The sequence below is a fragment of the Variovorax sp. 160MFSha2.1 genome (assembly GCF_048305075.1).
GTDB lineage: Bacteria > Pseudomonadota > Gammaproteobacteria > Burkholderiales > Burkholderiaceae_C > Variovorax > Variovorax guangxiensis.
In genome coordinates this window covers 681,222-697,555 of the sequence record NZ_CP157624.1, presented here as the reverse complement: position 1 = coordinate 697,555, position 16,334 = coordinate 681,222, and the positions used below count along the sequence as shown (strand labels likewise).

Sequence of the window (16,334 nt, the reverse complement as noted above, 5' to 3'; positions counted from 1 at the left end):
GGCTCACCAGCCGCGCCGCGCGACGACGCGGTAGGCGAGCCATGCCGCAATGGCCGGCGCGAACGCGAATCCCGCGAACAGCCACACGGCTGCAGAGCGCGCGCCCTCCGCCCCGCCCGGCACGCTGAGCCCCGCCGCATTCGCCACCAGCCCCGCCACCGCCGCGCCCACGGCCATGCCGTAGAGCTGCACGGTGGTGATCGAGGCCGAGGCCAGCCCCTGCTCGCCCTTCGGCGCCAGCGACATCACGCGCGTGATCAGGTGCGGCCAGCCGATGCCCACGCCAAGCCCCACGGCCGCCAGCGCGAGGGCGATCAGCAGGGTCTCGAAGCCCGCGGCCATCGCGCCCGGCGAAGGCAGCAGCCACGCTAGCGCCAGCAACCCCAGCGTGCAGGCCACCGGACCCGCGCGCAGCATGCGGTCGGCGCCCGCACCGATCCGGCCCGAGGACAGCAGCGAGCCCGCGCTCCAGCCGCCCGCCATCGCGGCCGTGAGGTAGCCCGCCGCCAGCGGCGAGTGGCCGTGCAGCAGCTGCAGGAAGTACGGCACGAAGATTTCGGTGGTGCTGCCGATCAGCAGCAGTGCCACGCTGGCATAGATGGCGCCCAGCGGCGCGCTCAGGGCATAGGCGCCGCGCGGCAGCACCCGCACGGCGGCGCGGCTGTCGATGCGCGTGGCGGCGAAGCCGATGGCCAGCCCCGCCGCCACGCCGGCCGCCTGCCAGCGCAGGTCGGGCACGAGGCCGCTGGCCGCGATCGCCAGCACCGAGGCCGCGAGCAGGCCGATCTGCAATGCCGGCACGCGCGGCGCGGCGGCGGGCCGCTCGTGCTTCACGCCCATCGAGGGCCGCAGCTGCACGAGCACCAGCAGCGCCTGCGCCGCCGCGACCGGCAGCAGGAACCAGAAGGCCCAGCGCCAGTGCCCGGCCTGCGCGAAGAGCCCGCCCACCGCCGGCCCGCACAGCGTCGCCACGCCCCACATGCCCGACACCAGCGCCACCGCGCGCGGCCACAGCCGCTGCTCGAACACCAGCTGGATCAGCCCGTAGCTCAGCGCCGCGAGCAGCCCGCCGCCCAGCCCCTGCACCGTGCGGCCCGCCAGCATCCAGGGCATGGCCGGCGCCAGCGCGCAGCCCACCGAGCCGGCGCTGAACACCGCCAGCGCCGCCAGGCAGGCGCCGCGCGGGCCGAGCACCGCGAGCAGCCGCACCGACAGCGTGGCGCCGAGGATCGAGCCGACCACGAAAAGCGTGGTGCTCCAGGCGTACCAGTCGAGCCCGCCGATCTCGCGCACCACCGAGGGCAGCACGGTGGTCACGATATGGACGTTGACTGCGTGCAGCGCGACGCCACCCGTGAGCGCCAGCGCGCGCCAGCCGTTGCGGCCGCTGAAGAGTTCGCTCCAGGCGGCGGTGGAGGACGGGGGATGCAGGGCGGCGGAAGAAGAGGAGGAAGAAGGAGAAGAAGACGCGGAAGACATGGCGCGGGCCGGAAGGCCAGAAGAAGCGGAACGAGCCCGGATACTAGGCGCCGCCAACGAATTAAACAAGCTATTGCTTTGATAAATAAAACATCACCGGACCGACCCACCTCCGGATGCGCGACACTCCTTTCCCGATGCAAGCCGCTTCCCCCAATACTTCGTCCCCGTCTTCCTCCTCGTCCACCACGACTTCCGGCGCCATGCCCCGACCACCGATGCGCCGCGCCACGCTGCGCTTCCTGCTGTCCCACCCCGCGCACTTCATCGCGCTGGGCTTCGGTTCGGGCCTCTCGCGCCTGGCACCCGGCACGGTGGGCACGCTGTGGGCCTGGGTGGCGTTCTCGGTGATGCAGCTGTGGTTCACGACGGCCGCCATCGGCTGGATCATCGCGGCCTCGCTGCCCATCGGCTGGTGGGCCTGCACCGTGACCGCGCGCGACATGAACGTGGCCGACCCCAGTCCCGTGGTGTGGGACGAGGTGATCGCCTTCTGGATCGTGCTGTGGCTGGTGACCCCCGCAGGCCTGCTCGCGCAGACCGTCGCCTTCCTGCTCTTCCGCTATTTCGATGCCGCCAAGCCCGGCCCGGTGGCCTGGGCCGATGCGCTCTTCAAGCAGCGCGACGCCGTGCGCGTGAGTTGGTGGCGCGCGGGCTTCGGCATCATCCTGGACGACCTGGTGGCGGCCTTCTGCACGCTGCTGGTCATCGCGCTGTGGCGCGCGTGGTGAGCATCATCGATTCCTCTTCTTCCCTTTCTCCTCTCCCATGCAACTGAAGAAAGCCCTCGCGGACCACGACACGCCCGAACTGGTCGTGGTGCTGGCCGAGCTGCTGCAGAAAAAGGGCTGGATGCTGGCCACCGCCGAGAGCTGCACCGGCGGGCTGATCGGCGCGGCCTGCACCGACCTGGCGGGCTCGAGCGCATGGTTCGAGCGCGGCTTCATCACCTATTCCAACGAGGCCAAGACCGAGTTGCTGGGCGTGGACGCCGGCGTGATCGCCGCGAACGGCGCGGTCAGCGAGCCGGTGGCGCGGGCCATGGCCACGGGCGCAATCGCGCATTCCCCGCCCTCGCGCGTGGCGCTGGCCGTAACCGGCGTGGCCGGCCCCACGGGCGGCACGCCCGACAAGCCGGTGGGCACGGTGTGGTTCGGCTGGTCGGTCGATGGCGCGGTGCGCACCGAGCGCCGCCGCTTCGATGGTGACCGGGCCACGGTGCGCGCGGCGACGGTGCACCACTCGCTGCAGACGCTGGTCGAGCTGCTGCTCGCGCGCTGAGCCTGGAATTCAGGCCGTCATGAAGTCGGCCAGCGGCCGGCGCGGCGCAGGCGGCACCGGCGCCATCGGATAGCCGAGGCGGCACATCATCTGCACCGTGGGGCTGCGCCTGTCGCGCGGCGGCGCGGTGCCCAGCAGCATGTCGTGCGCGGCGGCGTGGTGCGGCGCCATTTCGGCGAATTCCTCCAGCGGCTGGCTCATCGGGTGCATGCCCAGGCCCAGGTCGGTGGCGCGCAGCTGCTGGCGCACGTAGGCGCGGCCTGCCGCGATCTGCTCGGTGCGGCTGTTGCCGCGCGTGCTGAGCCAGATGAAGCCCATCGCGGTGTTGGCCTGGTCCTCGAAGAGCTGCAGGGTCTGGCGGAACGACAGGCTCTCCTCGGAAGCCGGCGTGCGGCGGTCGAACTGGCCCAGCGCGACGGCGATGCGCAGTGCCGGGTCGTTCAGCGAGAAGCCGTCGCGGTGCGCGAGGATTTCCTGCGGGCCGACGCGCAGCAGCCGCAGGTTTTCCATCGCCGTGCCGGGCGTGGTGAGCTCCACCCGCGCGGCCTCGGCGCAGAGCTTGCGCAGCGGCAGCACCCGCGCCATGTCCACCGTGCCGGCCGAGCTCACCATGCCGCCCGTGGGCACCATCGAGGCCAGGCCCTGCAGGATGTCGGCCGACACCGGCCGCGTGAGGTCGAAGCGCTGCTTGGGCGTGCGCCGCCGCAGCACCTGCGCGAAGAGCGGATCGGGCACGCCGCCGCCCGCCAGCCGCAGCCGCGCCACCGGAATGTGCGGCCAGCGCAGCGGCTCGCCGCTCAGCTCGCCCTGCGGCCACAGCTGCACGCTGGCCTGCAGGCCGTGCTGGGCGAGCGCCATCACCAGCAGCTCGATGAAGGCGCCATGGCCGATGAGCACCTGGCGGCCGAAAGGGTCGGTCTCGGGCTGCACACGCTCCCGGTCGCAATACACCACGATGGCGTCGGGCTCGCGCAGGTCGACCAGCCAGGGCTGGCGGTTGTAGGCGGTGGGGGCGGTGACGGCGTAGGCGACCGCGCGCTTGCGCAGGTCGGGCTCGTCGCCGGGGCCGTTCCATATCTCCAGCGCGGCGGCCGGCACTTCCGAGTTCAGCCACCAGGTCGCCAGCGCGGCCGCACCCGCCGCCACGACAACGCCGCCTCCCAGCAGCCGGACAAAGTTTCTACGCTCATCCATTGCGCGGATTATCGAAAGCGGGCCACCGGTTAACAATGGCTTAAGCTTCCATAACTGCTATGCAGAACTGAATACCCGATGAGAGCGGACAACGACCTGGGCTTCGACTGGCGGCTGGTGCGCGCATTCCTGGCCGCGCTCGACCACGGCAGTCTGCTGAAGGCTGCGCGCGCGACGGGTACCAGCCAGCCGACGCTGGGGCGCCATATCGCGGAACTGGAGTCGCAGCTGGGCGTGATGCTGTTCGAGCGCACCGGCCGCGGCCTGCAGCCGACAGCCATGGCCGAGCGACTGGCGGACTCGGCCCGCGCCATGGAAAGCGGCGCGCAGGCCCTGTCGCGCAGCGTGTCGGGCGCCAGCGCGCAGACGGCGGGCTCGGTGCGCATCTCGGCCAGCCAGGCCACCGCGCGCCAGATGCTGCCGAGCCTGCTGGTGCGCATGCGCCAGGAGCTGCCCGAGATCCAGGTCGACCTGGTGTCGACCAGCGAAAACAGCAACCTGCTGCAGCGCGAGGCCGATATCGCCATCCGCATGTCGCAGCCCACGACGGCCACGCTGGTGGCGCGCCGCATCGGCAGCTTCGCGCTGGGCGCCTTCGCCCATTCCGACTACCTGCGCCGCCGGGGCACGCCACGGCAGACCTCCGACCTGTACCGGCACGACGTGCTGGGCTACGACAGCATCGACACCATCATCCGGATGTCGGCCCAGCTGGGCACGCCGCTGCAGCGCGAGCATTTCTGCTTCCGCACCGACGACATGGGCGCCTACTGGGAGGCGCTGCGCCAGGGCATGGGCATCGGCTTCGTCAGCGAATCGCTGGCACGCACCGACAGCGCCGTGGTGCGGGTGCTGCCGCAGCTGAAGATCAGGTCGCTGCCGGTGTGGCTAGCGGTGCACCGCGGGATCCGCACCGACCGCCGCATCCGCGCCGTCTATGATTTCCTGGCGCGCAACATCCCCGCGTCCATCTAGACGCCGCGCCACGCCCACAACCAACGCCAAGAGGCCTCATGACCGCAGCCACCAATGCCCAGACCATAGAGCGCTTCTACAGCGCCTTCGCCAAGCTGGACGCCCCCGCCATGGAAGCCTGCTACGCACCCGACGCGGTGTTCGACGACGAGGCCTTTTCGCTGCGCGGGCGCCGCGAGGTGGGCGGCATGTGGCGCATGCTGGCCGGCGGCACCAGGGCCAAGGGCGCCGACGTGTGGAAGCTGACCTGGCGCGACGTGAAGGCCGACGACAGCACCGGCAGCGCCCACTGGGACGCGCACTACCGCTTCACCGCCACCGGCCGCATCGTGGACAACAGCATCGACGCGCGCTTCACCTTCACGCCCGACGGGCTGATCGCCACGCACCGCGACAGCTTCCCCTTCTGGACCTGGTCGCGCCAGGCGCTCGGCACGCCGGGCCTGCTGCTCGGCTGGTCGCCCATGCTGCGCAAGAAGGTGCGCGCCACCGCCGCAGCCAACCTCGCAACCTTTCTCGCACGACAGCCATGAGCAACACCAACGACACCGCCCTCGCCTTCTCCAACAACGAAGCCCAGCACCGCTACGAGGCCACGCTCGACGGCAAGCTGGCCGGCTATGCCGAATACAACCTGCTGACCGACGCGATCATGTTCACCCACACCGAAGTACTGCCCGAGTTCGAGGGCAAGGGCGTGGGCTCGGGCATCGCGAAGCACGTGCTCGGAGAGGCGCGCGCCAAGGGGCTGCATGTGATTCCGGTGTGCCAGTTCATCGCGGGCTACATCCGCAAGCACCGCGACTATGTCGACCTGGTGCGCCCCGACATCCAGCGCGCCTTCAAGATTTGAACAGGGCTCGCCCCCAGGCTGCGCGCACTTCGTGTCGCTACGCCACCCCCTACCGGGGGCAACGCCTGTGGCCCGGCAGAGCCGGTTCCGCGGTGTTCCCTGATCAGGCCGAAGAATTCTTCGGCGCGGGCAGCCACGCGAACGCCGCGATGCCCGCGACCAGCAGCGCGGCGATGGTCGCCAGCACGGCCGTGAGCGGATCGGCGCCATGCGCCGCCGCAATCGATGCGGCCACGCCCGTGCCCCACTGCATCAATGCCACGCCGAGGAACATCGCCATCGTGAAGACGGCCATCGCGCGGCCGGTGAGCGTGGCGGGATAGGCGCCGCGCACGTCGGCGTACTGCCAGACGATGAAGCCTGAGAGCACGCCGATCAGCACCATGCCGGCGATGTCGAGCCAGGCCGAGTGCAGCACCGCGATGAGCGCGAAGAGGCCCGCGTAGCCCAGGCCGCAGACCAGGATCCAGCGGCGGCGCGAGACGGCGTCGCTGCGGTCGAGCCGGCCGAACAGCGGCGCGCCGACGAGCGAGATCACCGACACCGCCAGCGCCACGTTGCCGCTCTGCACCAGCGAGTAGCCGTGGCGCTCCATCATCAGCGGGCCCAGCCATAGGCCGCGCAGCGAGATGAAGGCGGCGTAGGTGACGGCGCCCAGCACCATGATGCCCAGTGTGTGCGGCATGGCGAAGAGCGCGCCGAACTGGCGGATGGCCTCGGGGACCGACTCGCGCTTGCCCGCCGAGGCCGTGGCGGGCTCGTGCACCCAGAACCAGATCGCCAGCCACGCCAGCGCCGCCGCCACGGCCAGCACCAGGAAACCCGCGCGCCATGAATACGCCTGCACCAGCCAGGCCAGAGGCGTGCCGGTGACCAGCATGCCCACGCCGCCGATGGCCAGCACCATGCCCGACACGGTCGCGAAGCGCGCCGGCGGAAAGTGCCGCGCGATGAACACCGTGCACACCAGGAAAGCCGGCGCGCAGCCCACGCCGATCAGCGCCTGCCCCGCCACCAGCACCAGGTAGCTGGACGACACCGCCGACAGCAGCGCCCCCGCGATCGCGACAGGAAAGGCAACCAGCACCGTGCGGCGCACGCCGTGCAGGTCGATGCCGATGCCCATGAAGAGCTGCATCGCGCCGAACGCAAAATGAAAAGCCCCCGAGAAGATCCCGAGGGCCTGTGCGGAAAGATGGAAATCGGCCTGCAGCGGGCTCGCCATGATGGCGCCCACCGTGCGGAACGCCTGGCTCAGCGCGACCCCGGCGCACAGCGCCAGGACCATCGCCCAGGCCGCGCGCGGCGTCAGGGGCGCAGCATCGCCGGCGGTGCCGCTGTCAGGTGGCACCGTGGCACTTCTTGTACTTTTTGCCGCTGCCGCACGGGCATGGGTCATTGCGGCCGGGCACGGCTTCCCTGCGGATCGTTTCGGCCTTCGGCCCGAGGCTCTTCCAGAGCTGGCGCAGGTCGTACACCGCCCAGATGGCGGCGCCGAAGTCGTCGAGCCGCTGCTGGCTCACGCTGGGCGGTGCCTCGTCGCTGTACATCGACAGCGTGGGCTTGCCGGTGTCGTCCTCGGTGAGGGCGACGATGTTGTCCAGCGCGTCGTTCAGCATGCGCGCGGCTTCCTTGTCGCGCGGCTCGGCCCAGTCCTCTGGCCAGTTCTCCACGGCGTACATGAAGCCCAGCGCCCAGACCTGGGCGAAGGAGGGAATGGCCTCGCCGGCCACTTCTGCGCGCTCTTCCTCGGGCAGGGAGGCGATGGCGCCGCGGGTGTCGAGCACCTCGGGCTGCCAGCTGCGTTCGTCGTCGAGGGTTTCGACGGGGGCGTCGAGGCCCTCCTCGATCTCGATCCAGCGGCGCTTCCAGTTCCAGACGAACTCCATGTGCTGGGCGGACGAGAAGCTGTCGCCCAGCAAAACGGGCCAGTATTCGGAGGGCATGATGGGCCGGCGGGTGCAGATCAGGGCGGCCATGAAGCCCTCGCAGAACTCCCACTGGGGGATTTCCTCGTCATGCTCGCGCATGGCGTCGAGGGCCTGGTCGAGGGCGTCGAAGTCGTCGGGACCGAGGGGGGGGCGGGCGGCGGGGGTGCTGTCGGGAGGCGAAATGGGGTCGGGAATGGTCGTCATGGCAAGTTCGAGGCAGCCCTCTATGATGCAGCAGGCCACGGTCGAGACTATTTCTTCTATGCCCACGATTATTCCGTTTCCGACGCGCTACAGCGCCTTCGCCCTGTGCGTGGTCGGTCTGGTGGCCTGCCTGGCCTTCGTGCTGGTTTCGCCGCACCTGTGGCTGGCCTGGATCGGGGTGGCGGTTTTCGCGGTACTCACAGGTACCGGCGTACACGACCTTCGGCAGGCCCGGCACGCCATCCTGCGCAACTACCCGGTGATCGGCCACCTGCGCTTCCTGCTGGAGTTCATCCGCCCCGAAATGCGGCAGTACTTCATCGAGAGCGACTCCGAGGCCGCGCCCTTCTCGCGCGCCCAGCGCTCGCTGGTGTATCAGCGCGCCAAGGGCGACCCCGACAACCGCCCCTTCGGCACGCAGATCAACGTGACCATCGCGGGCTACGAGTGGATCAACCACTCGATGCGGCCGACCAGGCTGGCCGGCCACGATTTCCGCATCGTGATCGGCGGCACGCCGCAGCCGGCGGGCGCGAACCCCGCCCAGGTCTGTACCCAGCCGTACAGCGCGAGCGTGTTCAACATCTCGGCCATGAGCTTCGGGGCCCTGTCGGCCAACGCCATCCTCGCGCTCAACAAGGGCGCGAAGATGGGTGGCTTCGCGCACGACACCGGGGAAGGCTCGATTTCGCAGCACCATCGCGTGCACGGCGGCGACCTGATCTGGGAGATCGGCTCGGGCTACTTCGGCTGCCGCAACGACGACGGCAGCTTCAGCGAGGAACGCTTCACCGCCAATGCGCGCGACCCGCAGGTGAAGATGATCGAGATCAAGCTGAGCCAGGGCGCCAAGCCCGGCCACGGCGGCGTACTGCCGGCCCCCAAGGTCACGCCCGAGATCGCGGCAGCGCGCGGCGTGCCGGTGGGCGTGGACTGCATCTCGCCCGCCTCGCACAGCGCCTTTTCCACGCCTACGGAAATGATGCATTTCGTCGCCCGGCTGCGCGAACTCTCGGGCGGCAAGCCCACCGGCTTCAAGTTCTGCCTGGGCCATCCGTGGGAGTGGTTCGGCATCGTCAAGGCGATGCAGGCCACCGGCATCACGCCCGACTTCATCGTGGTCGACGGCGCCGAGGGCGGCACCGGCGCGGCGCCGGTCGAGTTCAGCGACCACGTGGGCGCGCCGCTGCAGGAAGGGCTGCTGCTGGTGCACAACACGCTGGTGGGCGTGAACCTGCGCCACCGCATCAAGATCGGCTGCGCCGCCAAGGTGATCACCGCCTTCGACGTGGCGCGCATGATGGCGCTGGGCGCCGACTGGTGCAACGCCGCGCGCGGTTTCATGATGGCCCTGGGCTGCATCCAGGCCCAGAGCTGCCACACCGGCCACTGCCCCACCGGCGTGACCACGCAGGACCCGCTGCGCCAGAAGGCGCTGGTGGTGCCGACCAAGGCCGAGCGGGTGCAGAACTTCCACCGCAGCACGCTGCACGCGCTGCAGGAACTGGTGCAGGCCGCGGGCCTGGACCATCCGCAGCAGATCACCGCGCACCACATCGTGCGCCGCATCTCCGACACCGAGGTGCGCCTGTTGAGCAACCTGGTGATGCAGGTGCAGCCGGGCGCCCTGCTCGGCCCGCTCGACGAGCAGCACAATGTCTTCCGTACCTACTGGCCGCTGGCCAGTGCAGAGAGTTTCCAGCCCGTCACGCAGGGCCCGCAGGGGCTGGTGGCGGGCTTCGCAATGGCCGCATGAACCCACTGAGTAGAGGCGCCAGCCGGCGCCCGCAAACGCGCAAGGGCGCAGCTTCGGCGCCCGCGCCCCTTGACGCGATTTCTCCCAGCCCGCCCGCGCCCGGCGACTACGCCGAGTTCCTGCGCGCGACCCTGCCGCAGCAGCAGAAGAACGTGGCCAGCCACCGCTTCGGCAGCGAGCGCGTGTGGCTCAAGAAGGCCGGCCCGCGCCACGGCAAGTGGGGCTACCGCGTGATGGCGGCAGTCGCGCGCATGGCGCGGCTGGACATCATCAAGCCCGTGCCCAACCCCGGCGGCGAGGCCGCCATCGCCACCGAGGCGCGCCGGCTCAAGCAGCTCGCCGCCGCCGGCCTGCGCGTGCCGGTGGTACTGGCGCAGCAGCCCGACGGCCTGCTGATTTCCGACTTGGGCGAAAGCGGCCGCGCGACCGTCGTGCTGCAGGAGCGGCTCGACCAGGCTGCCGCCGCCGGCCCCGCTGCGCTGCTGTCGGTATGGCGCGAGGGCCTCGCCGCCATCGCCGCCGTGCACGTGCGCGGCCAGCACCTGAGCCAGGCCTTCGACCGCAACCTCGTGCAGTGCCCCGACGGCGTGATCGGCTACATCGACTTCGAGGACGACCCCGCCGAGGTCATGACCCTGGCCGAATGCCAGGCCCGCGACTGGCTCAGCTACCTGCACTCCACCGCCATGATGCTCGAGGCCGCCGCGCCGCAGGCCGCAGGCCAGCACTGGCACGCGGCCCTGGCCGGCGTGGGCGAAGAGGTGCGCGAGCGCATCGCCAACGCGGCCAGGCGCATGAAGTGGGCACAGAAGCTGCCGGCCAGCCGGCGCTGGGGGCGCGATACGCAGCGCGTGCGGGCAGTGGCGCGGCTGTTGGGGCGGTGGCATCTGACGCCTGCCAGCGGGGTGCAGCACTAGCGGCGGTCGAGGCGCTTCTGCCGCCACTTGCGGAACAGCCGGTCGCCGAGCCAGCCTCCAGCAGGCAATGCGACAAGCTGGATGGCAAGCGCAACCATGTACGCGCGACTCAAGTCGTCGTCATTCTTCGCGAAGTTGAGTTCGTACCACTGGCCCGCCTGGCCGATGAGCTTGTAGAAAAAGAGGCCGAGCATGCCCGCTCCGGCAAGGATGGAAAGCACTCGGATTGCAAGGCTCATGACGCGATTCGGAGGGAGCTGCACACGGGGCGGGGTGTCGCCGGGCGCCCTTCGACATGCGGAAACTGGCAGCGGCGCGGCAGCCTCCTTGCAAGGCCCAAAAGCAACCGAAGCGTCAAGACGGCTATTGCCGATCGGCTCATTTCTTCAGCCATTTGCGAACCAACCAATCGCCAAGCCAGCCCCCAGCGATGAAACAAAGGACTTGTATTGCAAGGGCAATTGCGAAGGCTTGCGTCAGATCGCTCTCGCTTTGAGCCTTGTTCATTTCGTACCAGTGGTCAATGGATACGAGGAGTCCCTTGGTCACAACAAAGCCGAGTCCGAGTCCGCCCAGCACGATGCCAATGAGGCGAAGCAGAGCTTTCGAGTGATATCCCGGATTCATATGCGTTGCAGTGGCGACGCTTGGCAGAGGCTCTATACGCGGTCGGACTGTCTCTTGCGCCACTTGCGAAACAGCCGATCGCCGAGCCAGCCGCCGATGGCGGCGGCAATCGCCTGGACAGCAAGCGAGAGTGCATAGAGATCAGACAGGTCGTCGAAACTCCGAGCCCGATTCACTTCGTACCATTGACCCGCAGGGATGAGCACGCATACCGCAACGAGAAAGCTGAGCGCCAGCGCGCCGGCCACGATGCAGAGCACTCGAGCAAGTAGTTTCATAAGACAGGCCAGAACCATATGGCTTGTGCTTGGCGCATGTCGGTCAACACTCCTTCCCATGAGATGTGCCACTGAATCAGAAACCACGAAGACCGCTTCGTCATCCGCGAACCATTCCAGAGATCAATGTGGTCACCCTGCCGCCCCTCGCCCCAATAGTTCTGGACGAACACGATACCCGTGCGCCCCGCGATTTTCTCGAACCCATCCTTGCCCGAGTACTTCTCGGTGCGAGACATCAGACCGGCCTTGCCCGAGTCCAGCCAGTTCGCCAGCTCCTGGGCCCTGATCGGGTACTTCGGGCTGTCCTTCTGCCACGAGTAGACGCCCGGAAAGCTGCCGAGGCTCAGGCTGGAGCGGATGAATGCCGCTCCAACGTTGATGGCACATTGATCCTTGTAGATGTTCTTGTCCAGCAAGGCATCGTCGCCCTTGATCATCGGGTGGTTTGCCCAGAGGGCCGCGAAGGATGGCTGCATGATTTCCAGTTGCTCGAGGCAAGCGGAACCCCGCGATGCCGTCACCGCAACCCCTCGCCCTGCTGAAAATGTAGAGCCGCTTCCAGCAAATTCGGTGATGAAAAGGTTGTCAATTGATTCCTGACGCCAGGAACCAACATCGCCGCTAGCCCGCGTACGCCGCCTGCACCACCACCCCGCGCAGCGCCAGCCTCTTCTTCATCGACAGCACCGCCCGGTCCTTGCTCAGCAGCAGCGCCCTGTGCGCCACGGCGAGGTCGATGAAGATCTGGTCGTCGGGGTCGCTGCACACGCAGGGCGCGCGCGGCGGCGTGCCGTCGAGCATGCGCACGCGTGTGTCGAAGTCGGCGAGCACCGCGGGCGGCTGCAGTTCGCGCTGGGCCATGCGCCGGGCGATCAGCGGGTAGCCCAGCACCCGCTCCAGTTCGACGCGCATGGCGGCGGTGGCGAGCCAGCGCAGCTCGCCGGCGGCCAGCCGGGCGGCCAGCGGGGCCCAGGCGGGGTCTTCGAAGACCAGCAGGTCGAGGGCGATGTTGGTGTCGATGACGACGGGGCCGGGTTCTGTCAACGTCATGGAATGTTCAGGAAATCCGGCCGATGTTGCACCATACGAGGCCGGCGCCAGTTCCATGCCGCCGGTACGCGAAAATACCCGTCCGCATACGCCTTCCTTCGACCACGCCTTCCTTCATGAAACGAATACCGCTGCTCTGCCTCGCCCTGCTCGCCTCGACGGGTGTCAGGGCCGAGTGGCTGACCCTCACGGGCACACCGGGGGACGCCGCCAGCAGCTATGTGCAGGTCGATCCGAGCAGCATCGAGGTGGACGGCTCGCGCCGCAACGTGGCGCTGCGCATGAACCTGAGGGAAGGCCGCCTCAACCGTGACGGCGTCAGGTTCCGCTCGTTCCAGGGCGTCGCCACGGTCGATTGCGACGCCCGCAGCGCCCGCTATGTGAGCGCGAGCTACTTCTCGCTGCCTAATTTCGTGGGCGAACCGGTCCAGGTGAAGCATTTCGAGGAAGGCGACGTTCGCCCGGTGACACTGCCTGGCGCGCCGACCGAGATGGCCGCGCGCATGGTCAACGCGGCGTGCGCAGTGCGGCCGAAGCAGGCGCCCCGGTCCGAGGACGCCGGCGGCGAATCACCGCCGCGCTGAGCCCGCGACCATGTCGAAGCGGAACAGGCGGCATTCGATGGGGCCGTTCCACATCGGCACGCGGCGCGATTCCTTCAGGCGCATCAGCTTCGGCAGCTTCAGGTCGGGCGTGAGCACCCAGGCGGTCCAGCCGGCGTAGTTCTTCTTCCAGTGGGTGGCGAGTTGCGGGAAGAAGTCGCCGCCGTCGCCCTCGGTGGACTGCGCCGCCTCGCGCGCGCCGGGGCGGCCCCCTCCGCCGCCTCCGCCCGCGCCCGCCACGCCGCCCACGGCGATGCGCTCGCCATACGGCGGGTTGAGCATGATCACACCGCCGTCCTCGACAGGAGGCATGCGCTGCAGCGCGTCGCCGCCGCGGAACTCGACGGCCTGCGCCACGCCGGCGCGCTCGGCATTGCGCTGGGCGAAATCGACCATGCGGTGCGACACGTCGGAGCCGAAAACCGCCGGGGCGCCGTCACCGGCCACGGCCGCCTCGGCGTCCTTGGCCTCCTGCCTGATCGCCGACCACACGTGCGCCTGGAACGGCAGCAGCTTCTCGAAGCCGAAGCGCCGCAGCGATCCGGCTGCGATGCCGCTCGCGATCTGCGCCGCCTCGATGGCGATGGTGCCGCTGCCGCAGCAGGGGTCGTACAGCGGCTGGCCCGACACCTCGCCGGTCTCGGGGTTCCACCAGCCGCTGGCGGCCAGCATGGCGGCGGCCAGGGTTTCCTTCAGCGGGGCGTCGCCCTTGTCCTGGCGCCAGCCGCGCTTGAACAGCGGCTCGCCGCTGGTGTCGATGTAGAGCGTGCAGGTGTCTGTGGTCAGGTGGGCGAACACGCGGCAGTCGGGCCACTGGGTCTCGATGCTCGGGCGCACGCCGTTGGCCTTGGCGCGGAAGCGGTCGGCAATGGCGTCCTTGATGCGCAGGGTGGCGAAGTTCAGGCTCTGCAGCGGGCTGTGCTGGGCGGTGGTCTCGATCTTGAAGGTCTGCTTCGGGGTGAACCAGATCTCCCAGGCCACGCCGCTGGCGATGGCGTAGAGGTCGTTCTCGTTGCGGTAGGGGGCGTGGGCCAGCTCGACCAGCACGCGCTGTGCCAAGCGGCTGTGCAGGTTGAGCTTCAGGCCGTCGCGCCAGCCGGCGCGCACGCGCACGCCGCCGCGCAGGGAGAGCAGGTCTTGCCCGGCGCGGCCGGTCAGGGCGTGCACCTCCTGGGCAAGGAATTCCTCGACGCCGGCGGCGCAAGGCAGGAAAAAGGAGAGATCGTTCACGGAAAACTGGCTACCGGTAAGCCCGAAGCCCGACTAGGGGACTCCATTGTCGCCGCGACGCGGACCTTCCTCTATATAGTCAATTTTGCCGATGACCCCCACGCCCGCATCTCCGCCCGCACCGGCCGCCGCCGGCAACGGCGACCGCTTCGCGATCCAGTGCGAGGTGCTGCGGCTGTCGATCCGCCCCATCGGGCCGGTGCTGCTGGCCCAGTACCTGCTGAACTGCGGCGTGGCGGCGCTCTTCGCCTGGCAGGTGTCGCTGGCGCGCGCGCTGGCGTGGATCGCGCTCATCACCGGGGTGACGGTGATGCGCGGCTTCTTCCCGCAGCGCCTGCCCGAGCCCTTCACGCCCGCCAGCCTGCGCGAGGCCCAGCGCACGCACACGCTGCGCACCGCCGTCTGGGAGCTGGCGCACGGCCTGGCCGGCGTGCTGCTGTTCGACCCGGCCAGGGCCGACCTGCAGCTGCTGCTGGGCCTGATCATCATGGGCATGACGCTGTCGTCGGCCTTCTCGGTGTCGTTCTACACGCCGGCCACGCAGCTGGCGATCACGCTGCTGCTGGCGCCGATCATCGTCACCGGCCTCTGGCTGGGCGCGCCGGTGATGGCGGCAGTGGCGGTCATCGGCATCGGCCTGACCGCGATGATGTGGAAGCTGGTGGCCGAGCGGTCGCGCCAGCTCGAGGAAAACATCGGCCTGCGCCTGAACGAACACCGCCTGCGCGAACAGGCCCTGGCCGGCCTTCGCGCCTCCGAACAGGCGCAGGCAGAGCGGCTGCGCTTCTTCTCGGCCGCCAACCACGACCTGCGCCAGCCGGTGATGGCCATCGGCCTGCAGGCCGAGGTGCTGCGCCAGCAGCTGAACGACGGCGCGAGCATGGAGGCAGTGCAGCACACGGTAGGCTCGCTGGCGCGTGCCCAGCAGGCGCTGGAGGGGCTGACCAACCAGCTGCTGGAAATCGGCCGCATCGAGGCCGCGGTCGATCCGCTGCGCCCCACCAGCGTGGCGCTGGCGCCCCTGCTGCACGAACTGGCGCGGCAGGCAGGCAACGGCCGGGTGCTTGTGCGCTGCCCGCCGGACGCCATTGCCTGGAGCGACACCGTCTCGCTGCGCCGCGTGCTCGCCAACCTGGTCGACAACGCCGTCAAGTTCACGCCGCGCGGGCGCGTGCTGCTGGCGGTGCGCTCGCGCCACCGCAGCGCCCGTCGGGCCTGGCGCGTGGAAGTGCGCGACAGCGGCATCGGCATCGCGGCCGATGCCCAGCAGCGCGTGTTCGACGACTTCGAGCAGATCGGCAACGTGGAGCGCAACCTGCAGCGCGGCCACGGGCTGGGGCTGGCGATCGTGCGGCGGCTGGCGGCGCAACTGGGCATCGAGGTGACGCTGCGCTCGGCGCCGGGGCGGGGATCGGTGTTCGCCTTCGAGCTGCCCGCCGCGCCCGAGGGGACGACAGTGGCCTCGCCGGCCGCCACCCCGGTTGCCGTGAAGGACGACGGAACCGACACGACGCGCAGGCTGCGCCCGGGCCTCGCCGTGCTGGTGGTGGAAGACAACGCGGTGGTGGCCGACAGCCTCTCGGCGCTGCTGCGGCAGTGGGAGGTGGAGCCGCGCGTCTACGCCAGCGCGGCCGAAGCGCTGGCGCTGGCCGACCTGCACGCGCTCGACGCGGCGCTGTGCGACATCCGCCTGCCGGGCGCGCTCGACGGCATCGCGCTGGCCGAGAGGCTGCAGCGCCAGAAGCCCTCGCTGGCGATCGCACTGATCTCGGCCGACATCAACGAGGCCACGCAGCGGCTGGCCACCGAGCGCGGCTGGCATGCGCTGCGCAAGCCGGTGCAGCCGGAAGAACTGCGCCGGCTGCTGCTGGGCGCGCAGCAGCAACAGGCGCGCGGCTGACACCGGCGCCGGGGATCGATCGAGCTGGCACGGCCCGTGCTGCCATCGCTTCCG

General features: G+C 69.7%; 19 protein-coding genes. 9 read left to right on the top strand and 10 right to left on the bottom strand.

Translation table 11 applies throughout. The features are described 5' to 3' along the window. Positions 1-3: 3 nt before the first annotated feature. Positions 4-1,479 carry an MFS transporter gene (locus tag ABL838_RS03090; RefSeq protein ID WP_418124088.1) on the bottom strand — a complete coding sequence of 492 codons (1,476 nt, stop codon included), beginning with the start codon at positions 1,477-1,479 and terminating at the stop codon, positions 4-6. 203 nt (positions 1,480-1,682) lie between these two features. On the opposite strand from ABL838_RS03090, the gene ABL838_RS03085 reads away from it, so the two are divergent. Beyond that, the gene (locus tag ABL838_RS03085) at positions 1,683-2,210 is read left to right on the top strand and encodes a phosphatidylglycerophosphatase A (RefSeq protein WP_418124087.1); all 528 of its coding nucleotides are present in this window, start codon (positions 1,683-1,685) and stop codon (positions 2,208-2,210) included. A 37-nt stretch (positions 2,211-2,247) separates the two neighbouring features. After that, positions 2,248-2,760, top strand: a complete 513-nt coding sequence (locus ABL838_RS03080) for a CinA family protein (protein ID WP_126022180.1) — start codon at positions 2,248-2,250, stop codon at positions 2,758-2,760. 9 nt (positions 2,761-2,769) lie between these two features. On the opposite strand, the gene ABL838_RS03075 is transcribed toward ABL838_RS03080, so the two are convergent. Further along, a complete protein-coding gene (locus tag ABL838_RS03075; protein WP_418118931.1) occupies positions 2,770-3,954 on the bottom strand; it encodes an Acg family FMN-binding oxidoreductase in 1,185 nt (394 codons plus the stop codon). 78 nt (positions 3,955-4,032) lie between these two features. Between ABL838_RS03075 and ABL838_RS03070 the strand changes: the two genes are divergently transcribed. Genes ABL838_RS03070 through ABL838_RS03060 form a run of 3 tightly spaced genes read left to right on the top strand, consistent with a single transcriptional unit; the run spans position 4,033 to position 5,782 of the window. Continuing rightward, positions 4,033-4,929, top strand: coding sequence for a LysR family transcriptional regulator (locus ABL838_RS03070; RefSeq protein ID WP_184639989.1), 897 nt, complete (start codon positions 4,033-4,035; stop codon positions 4,927-4,929). Positions 4,930-4,967: 38 nt separating this feature from the next. Then, complete coding sequence (locus ABL838_RS03065; RefSeq protein WP_126022183.1) at positions 4,968-5,462, top strand: nuclear transport factor 2 family protein; 495 nt, start codon at positions 4,968-4,970, stop codon at positions 5,460-5,462. Then, positions 5,459-5,782, top strand: coding sequence for a GNAT family N-acetyltransferase (locus ABL838_RS03060; RefSeq protein WP_126022184.1), 324 nt, complete (start codon positions 5,459-5,461; stop codon positions 5,780-5,782). The genes ABL838_RS03065 and ABL838_RS03060 overlap by 4 nt, the downstream gene beginning before the upstream one ends. Before the next feature lie 103 nt (positions 5,783-5,885). On the opposite strand, the gene ABL838_RS03055 is transcribed toward ABL838_RS03060, so the two are convergent. Continuing rightward, entirely contained in the window at positions 5,886-7,070 is a 1,185-nt protein-coding gene (locus tag ABL838_RS03055; protein ID WP_418125828.1) for an MFS transporter, read from the bottom strand. A gap of 52 nt (positions 7,071-7,122) precedes the next feature. Next, entirely contained in the window at positions 7,123-7,917 is a 795-nt protein-coding gene (locus ABL838_RS03050; protein ID WP_418124085.1) for a UPF0149 family protein, read from the bottom strand. A gap of 58 nt (positions 7,918-7,975) precedes the next feature. Here ABL838_RS03050 and ABL838_RS03045 point away from each other — a divergent pair, with 58 nt between their 5' ends. Both ABL838_RS03045 and ABL838_RS03040 read left to right on the top strand, forming a co-directional pair. Then, a complete protein-coding gene (locus tag ABL838_RS03045) occupies positions 7,976-9,673 on the top strand; it encodes an FMN-binding glutamate synthase family protein (RefSeq protein WP_184639995.1) in 1,698 nt (565 codons plus the stop codon). Then, on the top strand, positions 9,670-10,590 hold the full coding sequence (locus ABL838_RS03040) for a hypothetical protein (RefSeq protein WP_418124084.1): 921 nt from the start codon (positions 9,670-9,672) through the stop codon (positions 10,588-10,590). The genes ABL838_RS03045 and ABL838_RS03040 overlap by 4 nt, the downstream gene beginning before the upstream one ends. Here the strand turns inward: ABL838_RS03040 and ABL838_RS03035 are convergent. The 5 genes from ABL838_RS03035 to ABL838_RS03015 all read right to left on the bottom strand — a co-directional run bounded on the left by ABL838_RS03035 (position 10,587) and on the right by ABL838_RS03015 (position 12,548). Further along, complete coding sequence (locus ABL838_RS03035) at positions 10,587-10,829, bottom strand: hypothetical protein (RefSeq protein WP_184639998.1); 243 nt, start codon at positions 10,827-10,829, stop codon at positions 10,587-10,589. The genes ABL838_RS03040 and ABL838_RS03035 overlap by 4 nt on opposite strands. 139 nt (positions 10,830-10,968) lie before the next feature. After that, the gene (locus ABL838_RS03030; RefSeq protein WP_184640000.1) at positions 10,969-11,217 is read right to left on the bottom strand and encodes a hypothetical protein; all 249 of its coding nucleotides are present in this window, start codon (positions 11,215-11,217) and stop codon (positions 10,969-10,971) included. Between the two features lie 32 nt (positions 11,218-11,249). Continuing rightward, positions 11,250-11,477, bottom strand: a complete 228-nt coding sequence (locus ABL838_RS03025) for a hypothetical protein (RefSeq protein ID WP_418124083.1) — start codon at positions 11,475-11,477, stop codon at positions 11,250-11,252. 14 nt (positions 11,478-11,491) lie between these two features. Further along, positions 11,492-11,974, bottom strand: a complete 483-nt coding sequence (locus ABL838_RS03020; RefSeq protein ID WP_418124082.1) for a T6SS effector amidase Tae4 family protein — start codon at positions 11,972-11,974, stop codon at positions 11,492-11,494. A gap of 145 nt (positions 11,975-12,119) precedes the next feature. Then, positions 12,120-12,548, bottom strand: coding sequence for a PIN domain-containing protein (locus ABL838_RS03015; RefSeq protein WP_184640005.1), 429 nt, complete (start codon positions 12,546-12,548; stop codon positions 12,120-12,122). Between the two features lie 116 nt (positions 12,549-12,664). Between ABL838_RS03015 and ABL838_RS03010 the strand changes: the two genes are divergently transcribed. Next, positions 12,665-13,132 (top strand): surface-adhesin E family protein, encoded by a 468-nt coding sequence (locus ABL838_RS03010; protein WP_184640007.1) that lies wholly within the window; start codon positions 12,665-12,667, stop codon positions 13,130-13,132. Here ABL838_RS03010 and ABL838_RS03005 read toward each other — a convergent pair. After that, positions 13,118-14,380, bottom strand: a complete 1,263-nt coding sequence (locus ABL838_RS03005; RefSeq protein ID WP_418124081.1) for a THUMP domain-containing class I SAM-dependent RNA methyltransferase — start codon at positions 14,378-14,380, stop codon at positions 13,118-13,120. The genes ABL838_RS03010 and ABL838_RS03005 overlap by 15 nt on opposite strands. Positions 14,381-14,471: 91 nt before the next feature. Here ABL838_RS03005 and ABL838_RS03000 point away from each other — a divergent pair, with 91 nt between their 5' ends. Continuing rightward, complete coding sequence (locus ABL838_RS03000; protein ID WP_418124080.1) at positions 14,472-16,280, top strand: ATP-binding protein; 1,809 nt, start codon at positions 14,472-14,474, stop codon at positions 16,278-16,280. The last annotated feature ends 54 nt before the right edge of the window (positions 16,281-16,334 follow it).

What these genes read in the sequence shown, in the direction of transcription:
- ABL838_RS03055 (WP_418125828.1), bottom strand. Translation starts at nt 7,070, where the DNA reads ATGGTCCTGGCGCTGTGCGCCGGGGTCGCGCTGAGCCAGGCGTTCCGC.
- ABL838_RS03070 (WP_184639989.1), top strand. Translation starts at nt 4,033, where the DNA reads ATGAGAGCGGACAACGACCTGGGCTTCGACTGGCGGCTGGTGCGCGCA.
- ABL838_RS03050 (WP_418124085.1), bottom strand. Translation starts at nt 7,917, where the DNA reads ATGACGACCATTCCCGACCCCATTTCGCCTCCCGACAGCACCCCCGCC.
- ABL838_RS03030 (WP_184640000.1), bottom strand. Translation starts at nt 11,217, where the DNA reads ATGAATCCGGGATATCACTCGAAAGCTCTGCTTCGCCTCATTGGCATC.
- ABL838_RS03090 (WP_418124088.1), bottom strand. Translation starts at nt 1,479, where the DNA reads ATGTCTTCCGCGTCTTCTTCTCCTTCTTCCTCCTCTTCTTCCGCCGCC.
- ABL838_RS03010 (WP_184640007.1), top strand. Translation starts at nt 12,665, where the DNA reads ATGAAACGAATACCGCTGCTCTGCCTCGCCCTGCTCGCCTCGACGGGT.
- ABL838_RS03075 (WP_418118931.1), bottom strand. Translation starts at nt 3,954, where the DNA reads ATGGATGAGCGTAGAAACTTTGTCCGGCTGCTGGGAGGCGGCGTTGTC.
- ABL838_RS03060 (WP_126022184.1), top strand. Translation starts at nt 5,459, where the DNA reads ATGAGCAACACCAACGACACCGCCCTCGCCTTCTCCAACAACGAAGCC.
- ABL838_RS03000 (WP_418124080.1), top strand. Translation starts at nt 14,472, where the DNA reads ATGACCCCCACGCCCGCATCTCCGCCCGCACCGGCCGCCGCCGGCAAC.
- ABL838_RS03035 (WP_184639998.1), bottom strand. Translation starts at nt 10,829, where the DNA reads ATGAGCCTTGCAATCCGAGTGCTTTCCATCCTTGCCGGAGCGGGCATG.
- ABL838_RS03085 (WP_418124087.1), top strand. Translation starts at nt 1,683, where the DNA reads ATGCCCCGACCACCGATGCGCCGCGCCACGCTGCGCTTCCTGCTGTCC.
- ABL838_RS03040 (WP_418124084.1), top strand. Translation starts at nt 9,670, where the DNA reads ATGAACCCACTGAGTAGAGGCGCCAGCCGGCGCCCGCAAACGCGCAAG.
- ABL838_RS03015 (WP_184640005.1), bottom strand. Translation starts at nt 12,548, where the DNA reads ATGACGTTGACAGAACCCGGCCCCGTCGTCATCGACACCAACATCGCC.
- ABL838_RS03045 (WP_184639995.1), top strand. Translation starts at nt 7,976, where the DNA reads ATGCCCACGATTATTCCGTTTCCGACGCGCTACAGCGCCTTCGCCCTG.
- ABL838_RS03020 (WP_418124082.1), bottom strand. Translation starts at nt 11,974, where the DNA reads ATGCAGCCATCCTTCGCGGCCCTCTGGGCAAACCACCCGATGATCAAG.
- ABL838_RS03065 (WP_126022183.1), top strand. Translation starts at nt 4,968, where the DNA reads ATGACCGCAGCCACCAATGCCCAGACCATAGAGCGCTTCTACAGCGCC.
- ABL838_RS03080 (WP_126022180.1), top strand. Translation starts at nt 2,248, where the DNA reads ATGCAACTGAAGAAAGCCCTCGCGGACCACGACACGCCCGAACTGGTC.